Source organism: Rossellomorea sp. NPDC071047 (genome assembly GCF_050270195.1).
Lineage (GTDB): Bacteria > Bacillota > Bacilli > Bacillales > Bacillaceae_B > Rossellomorea.
Genome location: NZ_JBNNJT010000001.1, coordinates 135,389 through 149,685 on the forward strand (window position 1 = coordinate 135,389; position 14,297 = coordinate 149,685).

Consider the following 14,297-nt stretch of genomic DNA (forward strand, 5'->3'; position numbering starts at 1 on the left):
TTAGTAAAAGTAAAACCCGAACTAATTTGCATTCTTAGAGGCAAATTAGTTCGGATTTTTATTTGTTCCAATGAACATTTAGATTTAGCGCTTTCCAGCGGTTGATTGGAGTGCAAGACGAAGACTCCTGCGGGAAAAGTAGCTTATGTGAGACCCCGCAGGCTTGCCGAGGAGGCTCACGAGCTACCCGCGGAAAGCGTAGTCTTGCACGGAAATCATTAGCGATATTAAGAGCATACACTGAAATTGTTCGTCTTTATATGGTAGTTTTTTAGTTATGTCCCAGCCTCGTGTGATGATTATACCGTAATAAATCGGCGGATGAATGGAATGCGTGCAAGGTCGTTTTTCACGATAAGCTTAAGCACGATGGAGAGGATAAGGTATACAATCGTTGAAGACATGACTCCAAACAATAAGCGGAAAACCAGGCCTTCACCGCTAAATACGTATAGATACGAATAATGAGCCCATAATCCTGTGGCAATCAGTACGAAGCCGGTCTTTAAGTAATCCCTTAAATAAATCGTCATCGGAATATATTTAAGGATGGTCATGAAATGAAGCAAGGTGACGAGCATGAATCCTGTAACAATCCCGAGAGCGGCCCCATTGATGCCAAAAGCGGGTTGAGAGGCAAGAATGAAGATGACCCCGGTTTTTACCACGGCTCCTATCAGGCTGTTGATCATTGCGGCTCTTGCAAGGTTAAGAGCTTGGAGAACAGCTTGCAGGGGCCCTTGATAGTAATAAAATATAAAGAATGGGGCCATTATCATTAAGAAACCAGCACCACTTTCGCTTCCGTACATCACCTGCATGAGAGGCTTGGCATAGACGTAAAGGATGACGACGGATATGCCTCCCGTAATCAAGCAGAATCTCAGCGCCTGTTGAAGCCTGTGCTCAATTAATGTGAAGTTTTTTTGAGAGTTGGCTTCGCTAATGGCTGGTACAAGAGACTGAGATAATGAGAGCGTAATGAATGACGGGAGGAACAAGAGAGGCAGCGCATATCCTGTAAGGGATCCATACTGCTTCGTTGCCATTCCGGCCGCCACTCCAGCAAGGGCCAAGCTGTTGACAACGACTATCGGTTCAAAAAACCAGGCGATCGACCCGATCATTCTACTCCCGGTTGTAGGAAGGGCCACACTCATCAATTCATTAAACGTTTCACGGCCGTTTCGGATCGAGGTGAAGAAATTTCGTCTAATCTTGAATTTTTTCTTGATTTTAAAGCTGGCAAATAGATAAAGAAGAGAAGCGAGTTCTCCTAATACAGACGCCACCATGGCAGCAGCGGCTGCATATTCAATCCCATATGGAAGGAAGGTTTTCGTTAATACGGCAATCAACGTAATCCGGACCACTTGCTCAATGACCTGGGAATATGCAGAAGGCTTCATGTTCTGTCTTCCCTGGAAATAACCTCGGATGACAGAGGAAATTGCTACAATCGGAATAATTGGAGCGATGGCAACCAAAGGATAATAGATTCGATCATCAGTAAATAAAGCTTCTGTCAAGTATGGGGCAAGCAGAATGAGAGCCGGAGTGAAAATGAGGGAAAGCCCAAGTGTGATCGATAAGGAAACCACCAATATTTTTTTGACCTTCCGGATATCTCCCTTGGATTCAGCTTCAGCCACATTTTTTGAGATGGCTACGGGAAGGCCCATTTGAGTGATGGTGATGACAAGGATCAGGGTCGGAAAAGCCATCATAAAAAGACCGACGCCTTCTTCACCGATGAATCTTGCGACGACGATCCGGTTAACAAACCCTAATATTCTAGTAATAAAGGCTGCCATCATTAAGATCATAGTGCCCTTAAGAAATTTTGACATAAAATTCCCTGCCTTCTCAAAATTGGTATTATCGTATACAATGATGTATATGCACAAGGGTGGACAAAGCATGACAAGTAGTGAACAATTCCGGCTATATTTAGCCCAGATGGGGTGAACGGGGAATGAAGAGTAATCAGCATCCTTATGATCGTTTCTATGAATCGTTAGAACCAGCACTAATAAGCAAAGTAGAAGAATTTGAAATTCTTGGCTATGGAAAAGCAGATGTCGGCCGACTTTGGTCCTACTTAACGAAGAAGAAATGGAAGAAACCCGAAACGGATGTGAAATTCTTTCAGTTAGTGAGCGATGTGTTAACGGTTAAACCCGGGGAGTATATGAGTTTTGAAACGATTGAAGCATACAGGTCCCCCAATTGGTTCGCAGATGTGAATGAAGATGAGTTGAACGAACTTCTACGTCCTAATAAGCACGGAAAATAGCCTGAAAAGAAATTGACACCTTTTTCGTTCTCATAGATAATGAGAATGCCTGAATTTTTTAGGAATTATATTACTTTTTGAAGCACATAGTTCGTATGGTTTTTAAAACGGCAAGGAGGATCTATACATAATGGTAAAGCGTGGCCGAATAATTGCCTTCTTTATACTTGTGGTATTACTTGCAGGTACTATGGGAGGAACAACGAAGAGTATTGTCGATAACATTAAATTAGGTTTGGACCTGCAAGGCGGATTTGAAGTTCTTTATGAAGTTCAACCGATTAAGAAGGGTCAGGAAATTACGAAAGAAACGGTGTCCAATACAGCAGATGCATTGGACAAGCGTATTAACGTATTGGGTGTCAGTGAGCCTAATATTCAAATTGAAGATGGAAACCGGATCCGTGTTCAATTAGCGGGAGTGGAAGATCAAAACGAAGCAAGAGAAATCTTGTCCACTCAAGCCAACCTGTCGTTCCGCGACGTAAATGATAAAGTCCGGTTGGATGGCTCGGATCTTGCATCCGGTTCTGCGAAGCAAACCTTCGATGACAAGAACAATCCAATCGTTTCCTTGAAATTAAAAGATCGTGAAAAATTCTATGAATTGACGAAGGAAATATCTGCAATGGCCCCTCAAAATCAGCTGGTGATCTGGCTTGATTTCGAGGAAGGAAAAGATTCTTATCAAGCGGAAGTCGGGAAAGAAGATCCGAAATTCTTGTCAGATCCCGCTGTAAGACAGCCGATCAACTCCGATGAAGTCATCATTGAAGGGAATTTCACCGTTGAGCGTGCCCAGAATCTTGCTTCCCTATTGAATGCAGGAGCACTCCCTGTAAAGCTGGATGAAAAATATTCCACTTCAGTCGGGGCAAAGTTCGGTCAACAGGCACTTGATAAAACAGTCACTGCCGGTATCATCGGGATTGCAATCATCTTCTTATTCATGATTGCATATTACCGTTTCCCGGGTCTGATTGCTACGATTACACTTTCTGTTTATATTTACTTAATTCTATTGATTTTCGACTTAATGAATGGGGTCCTGACACTTCCAGGAATTGCAGCCCTCATCCTTGGGGTCGGTATGGCCGTCGATGCCAATATCATTACCTATGAACGGATCAAAGAAGAAATGCGCGTTGGAAAGCCTATTCGTTCAGCTTTCCAAGCGGGTAATAAATCTTCGTTCTTAACGATATTGGATGCTAACGTCACAACGATCCTTGCAGCAACGGTACTATTCTTATATGGAACAAGCTCTGTAAAAGGATTTGCAACGATGTTGATTGTCAGTATCCTGACAAGCTTCGTTACTGCTGTATGGGGTTCGCGTTTATTACTGGGACTGTGGGTAAACAGCCGTTTCTTTAATAAAAAACCAGGCTGGTTCGGCGTGAACAAAAACGAAATCAAAGACCTGGCGGAAAATTACGATACGCTGGATCTGCCAACTCGTTTCGATCGCTTTGACTTTGCTGCACAGCGCAAAAAATTCTTCGGATTATCAGCTATCCTGATCACGGCGGGAATCATCATCCTGGCCATTTTCAGATTGAATTTGGGGATCGACTTCGTGAGTGGTTCACGTATGGAAATCCTTGCTGATCAAAGCTTAAAGACAGAAGAAATTCAAGACGAATTGAAAGAAATGAAATTGCCTTCTGAAGATGTAGTGATTTCAGGGGACGATGGGAATATTGCCGTCGTTCGCTATACGGAAGATTTAAACAAAGATGAAATCGCAGCATTAAAGGACCGATTTAACGAATTGTATGGAGCTGAACCAAGCATCAGCACCGTATCACCAGTTATCGGGAAAGAGCTTGCTAAGAATGCAATGATCGCTGTAGCGATCGCATCGATCGGAATTGTCATCTATGTGACGTTCCGCTTTGAATGGAGAATGGCAGCCGGTGCTATCCTTGCACTCCTGCATGATGCATTCTTTATCATTGCCTTCTTCAGTTTAACAAGACTAGAAGTAGATCTTACATTTATCGCAGCGGTCTTAACCATTGTAGGTTACTCGATAAATGATACGATCGTTACCTTTGACAGGCTAAGGGAAAATCTTCATAAGAAGCGTAGGCTGAAAACGGATAAAGATATTGAAGATGTAGTGAACCAAAGTATCAGACAAACGATGGGGCGTTCAGTGAATACCGTATTAACGGTAGTGTTTACGGTTCTTGCTCTCATGATCTTTGGTAGTGAGTCCATCCGTAACTTCTCCATTGCTTTATTAGTCGGGTTGATTTCAGGTACGTATTCTTCTGTATTCATTGCCTCTCAAGTTTGGCTTGTGTTGAAGAAGAAAGAACTTAAGAAAAAAGGTACGATCAAAACCGTGAAAGAAAAGAAAACGTGGTCAGACGAACCGCAAGTATAAGAGTAGGAATGGGTCCGGGGAGAGTTTCTCCCCGGACCTGTCTTTTTTTGTTTTTTTTCGGTATTGGGTTACAATACTAATAGTTGAAAGGAGGCGACACCGCTTGAATCATGAAGACCGTTTTAGGAAAGCTGAAATAGCTGCAATGATTGGTGTTGTAGGGAATATTGTACTGGCGGTTATTAAGTGGGGAGCCGGTATATTAGGGAATAGTAGAGCGTTGATTGCAGATGCCGTTCACTCTGCCTCGGATGTTGCAGGGTCACTCGCCGTCTATATCGGATTACGTGCAGCTAAGCAGCCTCCTGATCAGGATCATCCTTATGGGCACGGGAAGGCCGAGTCCATAGCAGCGATCATTGTGGCCGTCTTATTGTTCTTAGTCGGGATTGAGATTGGAAAATCGTCCATAGAATCTTTCTTTCATCCTCTAACACCTCCGACAGCAATTGCTATCTATGCCGTCATCTTTTCCATTATTGTGAAGGAAGCAATGTTTCAATATAAATATCGATTGGGTAAAAGAATAAAGAGTGATGCTTTGATCGTCAATGCATATGAGCATCGATCAGATGTCTTTTCATCCATTGCCGCACTTGTCGGGATTTCCGCATCCATCCTCGGAGGGAAATTCGATATTGATTTTCTTGTATACGCCGATCCGGTAGCCGGTATCTTTGTTTCACTCCTTGTCCTCAGGATGGCTTGGCACTTGGGAGCGGAATCCATACATAATACGCTGGATCACGTCATGCACGAGGAGGATATCGTACCCTTCCGTAAAATAGTGGACTCTGTACCCGAAGTGAAGGAAATCAATGAACTCCATGCCAGGGAACATGGGCATTACGTCATCATTGATTTGAAAATCAGCGTAGATCCGCATATGACTGTCGAGGATGGTCATCGCGTCGGGAAGCAGGTAAAGAAGAAGCTTCTGGAGGAGTCCAATGTGAATGATGTATTCATTCATATTAATCCGTACAATCCGGCTTCTGAAGAAAGGGATGAACAAATAGACTTATCATAAGGAGGGGAATCCGATGAAATTTCAGTGGACGTTATTATTAGGTATTTTCTTTGCATTGGTCGTTTCCGTTTTCGCTGTCATCAATGTAGACCCTGTCACCGTCAATTATTTCTTTGGTGAAGCTGATTGGCCTCTTATATTAGTCATACTTGGATCTGTATTCATGGGCGGAATCATTATCGGGTCGGTTGGACTGTTTCGATTATTCGTCGTCCAACGAAAAGTAAAGGCTTTAGAGAAAGAAAATTTACTGTTAAAAGAACAAGCTGAAGGAATGCATAAAGAAAAGGCCGAAAAAGTCCCTTTGAAAAAGAGTGCTCCCGGCTCAGTAGGAGAAACGGGAGAGTAAACAGCTTGGTGGTTTAGCCACCAGGCTGTTTTTTTATTGAATAAGAAAAAAACCCTCCTTCTATTAAGATTGAAACCACACCCTCCTTTTTGTATAATGAGTAAGGCTGAGGGGTGAACGTATGTTAAACTCAAAAACACGTTGGATGATGAAAGAATCAGACCAACATAAAATATCAGAACTGGCAAATGAATTAAAAGTACCTTCGCTTGTGGCGAAACTATTAATCAACCGGGACTTGGACGATGTAGAAGAAGCCCGGAATTTTTTATTTGATACAGGTGATTCATTTCACGACCCATTTCTTTTTGAAGATATGAAAAAAGCAACGGAAAGAATCCATAAAGCCATTGAAAATGGGGAAAGGATTCTTGTTTATGGTGATTACGACGCTGATGGTGTAAGTAGTACGTCCGTATTGATGACAGTGTTAAGGGACTTGGGTGCAGATGTCGAATTCTATATCCCTAACCGGTTCAGCGAAGGATATGGCCCGAATGAAGATGCCTTTCGCTGGGCAAAGGAAGAGGAATTCACGCTCATCATAACAGTCGATACGGGAATATCCGCTGTGAATGAAGCAAAATTGGCAAAAGAACTGGAAATCGATTTGGTCATTACTGATCACCATGAACCCGGACCGGAATTACCTCCGGCTTTTGCCTTGATTCATCCAAAAGTCGAGGGTACCACCTATCCGTTTGGAGAACTGGCAGGAGTAGGGGTGGCATTCAAACTGGCTCATGCTCTTTACGGGGAACTGCCTGTCCACCTGCTTGATCTTGCTGCGATTGGGACCATCGCTGATTTAGTACCATTAAGAGGGGAGAATCGCCTTCTGGCCAAGCGTGGGATTGCGCAACTACGGGTTTCAAGCCGATTGGGAATCAAAGCATTATGCAGGATTGCAAATGCTCAACAACAGGAAATCTCGGAAGAATCCATTGGATTCATGATTGCTCCCCGTATAAATGCAGTCGGCCGGTTAGGGGATGCAGACCCTGCCGTCGATCTTATGCTTACAGAAGATGCCGAGGAAGCAAAGGCTCTGGCTGAAGAAATTGACCGCTTGAATAAAGAAAGACAGGCGATCGTGTCTCAAATGACCGAAGAAGCGGTTGAGATGGTGGAGAATGATTTTCCCCTGGAGGATAACTCTGTACTTGTAATCGGGAAAGAAGGCTGGAATCCTGGAGTAGTCGGCATTGTAGCTTCACGCTTAGTCGACAGGTTTTACCGTCCGACCATCGTGCTCAGCTTTGACTCTGAAAAAGGAACCGCAAAGGGATCGGCAAGAAGTATCGCAGGGTTTGATTTGTTCAAGAATTTATCAACCTGCCGTGATATCCTTCCGCATTTTGGAGGACATCCGATGGCTGCAGGTATGACCTTACAGTTAGACGATGTAGCCCAGTTCAGGAACCGATTAAATGAGTTGGCTTCGACTGAATTAACGGAAGATGACTTTATACCAGTCACACAGCTTGATGCTTCTGTTACGGTGGAAGAAATCTCAGTAGAGTCGATAGAAAAGCTTCAGCTTCTTGCCCCTTTTGGGATGCATAATCCAAAACCGAAGTGGATCATAGACAATGTAAGCATCGAACACTATAAAAAAATCGGGTCTGCACAAAATCATCTGAAGCTGGTCTTAGAAGATAAGGGCGTACAATTGGACGGTGTAGGTTTTGGATTGGGAGAACTGGCCGATCATATGACGCCATTTTCGAATGCCTCTGTTATAGGTGAATTATCGATCAATGAATGGAATAATCGCAAGAAGCCTCAGGTGTTTTTACAAGATGTGAAAATTGAGCATTGGCAATTATTTGACGTTCGCGGGATCAAGCAAGTGCATAAATGGAATGGGCTAATTCCCCATGAAAATAAAATAATTATTTGTTTTAATCCGGCTACTTTAGAAAAGATGAATTTGGAAAAAGATGATGTGATGCTACTTGAGGATGGTTCTTCACTTGAAGGACTTGCAACCGATAAGGCTAGCCTGGTTCTTCTGGATCTGCCTACTTCCAAACCAATACTTGAAGAGCTCTTGAAGAAAGGTCAACCTCACCGGATCTATGCCCATTTCTTCCAGGATGAAGATCATTTTTTCAGTACGATGCCAACGCGTGAGCATTTCAAATGGTACTATGGATTTCTAACAAAGCGTGGATCATTTGATTTAAATAAACACGGTGATGACCTGGCTAAATACAAAGGCTGGTCAAAAGAAACAATAGATTTCATGTCACAGGTGTTTTTTGATTTGAAGTTTGTTACAATAGTGAATGGATTTATTTCTCTCAATCCTGAGAAAACCAAGAAAGATCTTTCTGAATCTCTAACATATCAGAAGAAACAACAACAATACGAGCTTGAAAACGAATTGTTATATTCTTCCTATCAAGAGTTGAAGACTTGGTTTAATGAAAGGATAGAAGAGTCTGTTACAATTGAGGAGGAAGTAAAAGCATGGACTTAAAACAATATGTTACGATCGTTGAGGATTGGCCTAAAGAAGGAATCAGGTTTAAAGACATCACTACATTAATGGACAATGGTGATGCATATAGATACGCGACAGATCAAATCGTAGAGTATGCAAAAGAGAAACAAATCGACTTGGTTGTGGGACCGGAAGCACGAGGGTTCATCATTGGGTGCCCAGTGGCGTATGCCTTGGGAGTGGGTTTTGCCCCTGTACGTAAACCTGGTAAGTTACCGCGTGAAACCATTCAAAAAGAATACGGATTAGAGTACGGTAAAGACGCTCTGACGATTCATAAAGATGCAATCAAGCCTGGACAACGGGTTCTGATCACGGACGACTTGCTTGCAACGGGTGGCACGATCGAAGCGACCATCAAGCTTGTAGAAGAATTAGGTGGAATTGTGGCTGGGACTGCATTCTTAATTGAATTAACGTACCTTGATGGACGCGACAAGCTTGACAACTATGATATTCTTACATTAATGCAATACTAATATTGTTTATCAATTCTAATACACGTATATACTATGTGATATACTGTTAACTTAAGGGACTGACATCTGGTTTTGAATGTCAGCCCTTATTTTTTATTTGGAAGGGTCAAATCTATGGTGGATGTGGGTAATGCGGATTTTTTCATCGACAATTATCGACGAAAATAGATGTTATCTGAGAATTTTACACTAACCCCTTTACATAACCCTATTTTTTTTTGATAATAGTAACAATCATTAAAATCGAACACTAGTGAAATATAATAAAATACAAAGGTGATTTTGATCATGGCTAAAGATCAAGTACTAACCCCTGAACAGGTTATTGATAAAACAAGAGAATACTTAAACGACGAGCATGTAGGGATGGTCCAGAAAGCCTATGAGTATGCAAGGGATGCTCATAGTGAGCAGTACCGTAAATCTGGTGAACCCTATATCATTCATCCCATCCAGGTAGCGGGAATACTTGCGGATCTGGAAATGGATCCGGCAACCGTCGCTGCCGGTTTTCTTCATGATGTAGTGGAGGATACGGGTGTTTCTCTTGGAGAAATTGAAGAAGCATTCAATGCCGAAGTGGCCATGCTTGTAGATGGGGTCACAAAGCTTGGAAAGATTAAATACAAGTCACAGGAAGAGCAGCAGGCTGAAAATCACCGGAAAATGTTTGTGGCGATGGCTCAGGATATCCGTGTCATTCTGATTAAATTGGCAGACCGTCTGCATAATATGAGAACGTTGAAACATCTGCCACAGGAGAAGCAGCGAAGAATTGCAAATGAAACACTGGAAATCTTTGCTCCTTTGGCACATCGTTTAGGGATATCGAAGATTAAGTGGGAATTAGAGGATACATCGCTCCGATATTTAAATCCTCAACAATATTATCGTATTGTCAACCTAATGAAGAAAAAACGTGCGGAGCGTGAAGAGTATTTAGATGATGTTGTAAATGAGGTTAAGGATAAGCTGGGGGATGTGAAAATTACAGCTGAAATCTCTGGCCGTCCTAAACATATTTACAGCATTTATCGCAAAATGGCTCTTCAAAATAAACAATTCAATGAAATTTACGATTTGCTCGCCGTCCGTGTCGTAGTTGACAGCATCAAGGATTGTTACGCTGTATTAGGAATCGTCCATACGTGCTGGAAGCCAATGCCCGGCAGGTTCAAGGATTATATTGCCATGCCGAAGCCGAATATGTATCAATCACTTCATACAACGGTCATCGGTCCTAAAGGCGATCCTCTTGAAGTGCAAATCAGAACGCTTGAAATGCACCAAATCGCTGAGTACGGTGTGGCGGCACACTGGGCATATAAAGAAGGTAAAGAAGCGGACGAAACAGTTTCCTTCGAGAAGAAGCTTTCATGGTTCAGGGAAATATTGGAGTTCCAGAACGAGTCCGCCAATGCGGAAGAGTTCATGGAGTCTCTTAAGATTGATCTCTTCTCAGATATGGTCTTTGTGTTCACACCTAAAGGAGATGTACTGGAACTCCCATCAGGATCTGTTCCGATTGACTTTTCTTATCGTATACACTCAGAAATCGGTAACAAAACGATCGGTGCCAAGGTAAATGGTAAGATGGTCACTCTTGACTATAAGTTGAAAACGGGGGATATCATTGAAATTCTCACGTCCAAGCATTCTTACGGCCCCAGTCAGGACTGGTTGAAGCTTGCGCAAACATCCCAAGCGAAGAATAAGATCAAGCAATTCTTCAAAAAACAGCGAAGAGAAGAAAATATTGAAAAAGGCCGGGATTTAGTAGAAAAAGAAATCAAGAATCAAGATTTCGATGTGAAAGAAATCCTTACTCCTGAAAATATTAAACGTGTATCTGAGAAGTTTAACTTTTCAAACGAAGAAGATATGTATGCAGCCGTTGGCTATAACGGGATTACGGCGGCTCAAATCGCCAACCGCTTAACGGAGAGAGACCGGAAAAAACGTGAACAGGAAGACAGCCTGGAAGAAACGATGAAGGAATTGAATGCCCAACCGGTCAAACGTAAAAAAGATGCCGGTGTCCAGGTAGAGGGGATTGACAATCTTCTTATCCGTTTATCCCGTTGCTGCAGCCCTGTTCCCGGGGATGAGATCGTTGGGTTTATCACGAAAGGCCGTGGGGTTTCTGTGCATCGTGCTGATTGTACAAACGTAATGGCGGATGAAGTAGAGCAGCGCCTCATTCCAGTGTCATGGGAAAGTGATAGGAATGACCGGAAAGAATACAATGTGGATATTGAAATTTCCGGTTACGATCGAAGAGGCCTTTTGAATGAAGTTCTTCAGGCGGTAAACGAGACGAAGACGAATATATCGGCTGTAAGTGGCAAATCCGATCGAAACAAAGTGGCAACCATCAATATGTCCATTTCGATTCACAATATTTCCCATTTGCACAAAGTCGTGGAAAGAATTAAACAAATTTCTGATATTTACGCTGTAAGAAGAATCATGAACTAAAGGAGATTTCTTTATGAAGGTTGTACTGCAAAGAAGTAAAGAAGCCTCCGTCACTGTTGATGGAGAAGTAAAGGGAGCCATTCATTCAGGTGCTGTATTACTTGTAGGGATCACCCATGAAGATACGGAAGAAGATGCTCGTTATGTTGCAGACAAAGTAGTGAATTTGCGTATTTTTGAAGATGAAGAGGGGAAGATGAATCATTCCTTGCTGGATGTAGAAGGCGAGATTCTCTCCATCTCTCAATTCACTCTTTACGGGGACTGCCGTAAGGGAAGAAGGCCAAACTTCATGAATGCAGCGAGGCCAGATCACGCGGAGTCTGTTTATGACCACTTTAATAAAGTATTAAAAGAAAAAGGTATTAAAGTGGAAACGGGCGTATTTGGAGCTATGATGGACGTGAAATTAACAAATGATGGTCCTGTTACGTTAATAATAGAAAGTAAATAAGAAAAGCTGATCCTGCAAATAATCAGGATCAGCTTTTCTTATTTTTATTCAGATCGCAGCATCAGTCGGAAAAATAATCCCCTAATCCATGATAGATAGCCGTAGCCGCCAGGTCTTGGAAATATTGTGTGTTGACATTGGCTTCCTCTGCCGGGTTACTTAAGAATCCCAGCTCCAAAAGAACAGCCGGCTGATTGTTTTCACGTACAACGTGATAATCTCCTACTCGTACTCCGCGGTCTTTCGTCGGTAATCGATCTGCCAGGCTCCCATGAATATCATCTGCAAGTTCTTTCTGTTGGTTTTGATAATAGTAGGTAGTATGGCCGACGATAGATGAATCAAGAATGCTGTCAAAATGTAGGCTGATAAAGGCATCAGCCTGATAATAATGAGATAATGATACCCTTGATGGTAATGAAAGATATTCATCGTTTTTCCTTGTTAAGACCACTTTGGCTCCAGCGCTCTTTAGCTTTTCGGCAAGGAGTTCTCCGGTTCTCATGGTAAGGAGCTTTTCCAATGTCCCACTTGCTCCGGTCGTTCCACTGTCTCTGCCTCCATGTCCGGGATCAATCACCACGACTTTATCTTGTAAGCCGCCGCTCCGCTTGCGTGAAGGAGTGGTGTTTTCCCCGGTGCTGGATCGGATGGACACCACCCAGCCGGCAACGAAACCTGCACTGCCGTCCTCTAATTCAATTTCATACCAATCCCCGTTTTTGCTGATGACGGGGAAGGTGTCACCACTGGAGCCCCGTTCGATGACGCTTGCCCGGGCGTTTGCTTCACTTCTGATGTTGGTACCATTATATAGGACTGTGACGTTTTCATTTTCTGAAGATGGTTCACTCTCATGGGCGGAGGCAGTAACGGTTTTTTGGACATACCAACCGGCAATCCAGCCTTTTTCTCCATTTGAGAGCTTAATCTGATACCAATTGTTTTTCTTTTTTAATAAGGTATATTTCTCCCCTTTAGAGACCTTTCCAACCACGCTCCCGTTTAAAGAGGTTTCATCACGGACATTTAAACCGTGAACCGTAATGATTCCAATAAGATCTGAGGACGAGGGGGAGGGCTCATCTTCATTAGCGCCCGTAGAGAATTCTACATATGCATCGTTCACCCATGCCTTGTCGCTTCCGAATTGAATCTCGTACCACCCGCTGACACTTCCTGTTACCTCTACGTGATCTCCCTTGTTCAATACTCCCAGGACGGAACTTTGAAGAGAAGGGGAGGTTCGTACATTAAGGGAGTTGTCGGTGATGATCCCTTGTTTATTCTCACTCTTTTTCGATGGGGAAGAAGTTGTGTCGTTTTTCGACACGTATTCCTCATGTACCCAGCCGCTGTCATTTCCCGATTCGATGAACAGCCAGTCACCTTCTTCGTCGGAAACGGATACTCTATCACCCGTGTTTAAAACCGTCACGATTCCTTCAGAGGTGCCGGGCCCTTTTCTGACGCGTAACCCGTCGGTGTTCACCCGTGCTTCCTGTTTGGGAGAAACATCGGAAGCGGCAGATTCTACCGAGATAAGCCACTCAGCCACCCAGCCCTCTCCACTACCGGTCTTGACCTTATACCATTCATTTTGTGTGTCTACTATACTGTACTCTTCCCCTCTATGTACCTTCGTCAGAACCGGGTAACTGAGTCCTGGCCCCGTACGGACATTCAGAGTCGAAACACTGATCGTGGCCGTGCCTGTTTCTGCATGTGCATGATCAGCTTCGAGTGACTGAAAAGGAATGATCATGAGCACAATCAGTATCGTTGCAATTAATTTCTTAATCATCTTCACCTCCTGTTTAAAATACAAACGCCAATAGTAATATCGGATCTTTTCACGTAGATATTGATCAAAATTCCGGCGATATATCAAAAAAATCCCTTATGGTTTTAATACGATAAAAAAAATTAAATTCCTCTAAAACGAAATAAAAATAGGTAATTGGAAATGATAGAGTAAAGGATTGTTTTGAAAGGATGATGGAATTGAGGTCAAGTGAAAAAGGGTTTATGAATGCAAATGGTGATAACCAGCTGTTCGGTGTGGATTTTCACCAGTTTCTAGAACGAGAGAAAGATGCCTTAAACGTGGAACTTGCTTCCGAGTTCGGGTTATCATTGAAAGAAGTTAAGCTACTGAAAAAGAAAATGGAAAGATCGTAACGAAATTTTCTTTAACCTCTTGACATGAACTAACGGCATCCGTATCATTATAGAAATAAAATAACATTTACAAAAACCGTTGATCGAGCATAGTAGCTGACACCCACGTGTAAAGAGAGGAAATGC

Annotated in this window: 11 protein-coding genes and 1 other annotated feature (1 of these 12 cut by a window edge); of the genes, 9 read left to right on the forward strand and 2 right to left on the reverse strand. The window is 42.8% G+C overall.

The window, feature by feature from the left end; translation table 11 throughout:
• Window positions 1–299: 299 nt before the first annotated feature.
• A complete protein-coding gene (gene spoVB, locus ACQKFO_RS00660) occupies window positions 300–1,850 on the reverse strand; it encodes a stage V sporulation protein B (RefSeq protein ID WP_427596443.1) in 1,551 nt (516 codons plus the stop codon).
• A 125-nt stretch (window positions 1,851–1,975) separates the two neighbouring features.
• On the opposite strand from spoVB, the gene ACQKFO_RS00665 reads away from it, so the two are divergent.
• The 8 genes from ACQKFO_RS00665 to dtd all read left to right on the forward strand — a co-directional run bounded on the left by ACQKFO_RS00665 (window position 1,976) and on the right by dtd (window position 11,990).
• Complete coding sequence (locus ACQKFO_RS00665) at window positions 1,976–2,296, forward strand: post-transcriptional regulator (protein ID WP_149156359.1); 321 nt, start codon at window positions 1,976–1,978, stop codon at window positions 2,294–2,296.
• A gap of 130 nt (window positions 2,297–2,426) precedes the next feature.
• Entirely contained in the window at window positions 2,427–4,691 is a 2,265-nt protein-coding gene (gene secDF, locus ACQKFO_RS00670) for a protein translocase subunit SecDF (RefSeq protein WP_427596444.1), read from the forward strand.
• A 145-nt stretch (window positions 4,692–4,836) separates the two neighbouring features.
• On the forward strand, window positions 4,837–5,721 hold the full coding sequence (locus tag ACQKFO_RS00675) for a cation diffusion facilitator family transporter (RefSeq protein WP_427597745.1): 885 nt from the start codon (window positions 4,837–4,839) through the stop codon (window positions 5,719–5,721).
• Between the two features lie 13 nt (window positions 5,722–5,734).
• A complete protein-coding gene (locus tag ACQKFO_RS00680) occupies window positions 5,735–6,070 on the forward strand; it encodes a LapA family protein (protein ID WP_149156362.1) in 336 nt (111 codons plus the stop codon).
• A 121-nt stretch (window positions 6,071–6,191) separates the two neighbouring features.
• Entirely contained in the window at window positions 6,192–8,555 is a 2,364-nt protein-coding gene (recJ, locus tag ACQKFO_RS00685) for a single-stranded-DNA-specific exonuclease RecJ (RefSeq protein ID WP_427596445.1), read from the forward strand.
• Window positions 8,546–9,058, forward strand: coding sequence for an adenine phosphoribosyltransferase (locus ACQKFO_RS00690; protein ID WP_427596446.1), 513 nt, complete (start codon window positions 8,546–8,548; stop codon window positions 9,056–9,058). Before recJ ends, ACQKFO_RS00690 begins: the two co-directional genes overlap by 10 nt.
• Before the next feature lie 288 nt (window positions 9,059–9,346).
• Window positions 9,347–11,536, forward strand: a complete 2,190-nt coding sequence (locus tag ACQKFO_RS00695; protein ID WP_427596447.1) for a RelA/SpoT family protein — start codon at window positions 9,347–9,349, stop codon at window positions 11,534–11,536.
• A 13-nt stretch (window positions 11,537–11,549) separates the two neighbouring features.
• A complete protein-coding gene (gene dtd / locus ACQKFO_RS00700) occupies window positions 11,550–11,990 on the forward strand; it encodes a D-aminoacyl-tRNA deacylase (RefSeq protein WP_427596448.1) in 441 nt (146 codons plus the stop codon).
• 61 nt (window positions 11,991–12,051) lie between these two features.
• Here the strand turns inward: dtd and ACQKFO_RS00705 are convergent, their stop codons facing one another.
• A complete protein-coding gene (locus tag ACQKFO_RS00705; RefSeq protein ID WP_427596449.1) occupies window positions 12,052–13,794 on the reverse strand; it encodes an SH3 domain-containing protein in 1,743 nt (580 codons plus the stop codon).
• A gap of 194 nt (window positions 13,795–13,988) precedes the next feature.
• Here ACQKFO_RS00705 and ACQKFO_RS00710 point away from each other — a divergent pair, with 194 nt between their 5' ends.
• Window positions 13,989–14,171, forward strand: a complete 183-nt coding sequence (locus tag ACQKFO_RS00710; protein WP_397540966.1) for an RNA polymerase subunit sigma-70 — start codon at window positions 13,989–13,991, stop codon at window positions 14,169–14,171.
• Between the two features lie 70 nt (window positions 14,172–14,241).
• Window positions 14,242–14,297, forward strand: a binding site (T-box leader); it runs 174 nt beyond the window's last position.

What these genes read in the sequence shown, in the direction of transcription:
- spoVB (WP_427596443.1), bottom strand. Translation starts at nt 1,850, where the DNA reads ATGTCAAAATTTCTTAAGGGCACTATGATCTTAATGATGGCAGCCTTT.
- ACQKFO_RS00665 (WP_149156359.1), top strand. Translation starts at nt 1,976, where the DNA reads ATGAAGAGTAATCAGCATCCTTATGATCGTTTCTATGAATCGTTAGAA.
- secDF (WP_427596444.1), top strand. Translation starts at nt 2,427, where the DNA reads ATGGTAAAGCGTGGCCGAATAATTGCCTTCTTTATACTTGTGGTATTA.
- ACQKFO_RS00675 (WP_427597745.1), top strand. Translation starts at nt 4,837, where the DNA reads ATGATTGGTGTTGTAGGGAATATTGTACTGGCGGTTATTAAGTGGGGA.
- ACQKFO_RS00680 (WP_149156362.1), top strand. Translation starts at nt 5,735, where the DNA reads ATGAAATTTCAGTGGACGTTATTATTAGGTATTTTCTTTGCATTGGTC.
- recJ (WP_427596445.1), top strand. Translation starts at nt 6,192, where the DNA reads ATGTTAAACTCAAAAACACGTTGGATGATGAAAGAATCAGACCAACAT.
- ACQKFO_RS00690 (WP_427596446.1), top strand. Translation starts at nt 8,546, where the DNA reads ATGGACTTAAAACAATATGTTACGATCGTTGAGGATTGGCCTAAAGAA.
- ACQKFO_RS00695 (WP_427596447.1), top strand. Translation starts at nt 9,347, where the DNA reads ATGGCTAAAGATCAAGTACTAACCCCTGAACAGGTTATTGATAAAACA.
- dtd (WP_427596448.1), top strand. Translation starts at nt 11,550, where the DNA reads ATGAAGGTTGTACTGCAAAGAAGTAAAGAAGCCTCCGTCACTGTTGAT.
- ACQKFO_RS00705 (WP_427596449.1), bottom strand. Translation starts at nt 13,794, where the DNA reads ATGATTAAGAAATTAATTGCAACGATACTGATTGTGCTCATGATCATT.
- ACQKFO_RS00710 (WP_397540966.1), top strand. Translation starts at nt 13,989, where the DNA reads ATGGAATTGAGGTCAAGTGAAAAAGGGTTTATGAATGCAAATGGTGAT.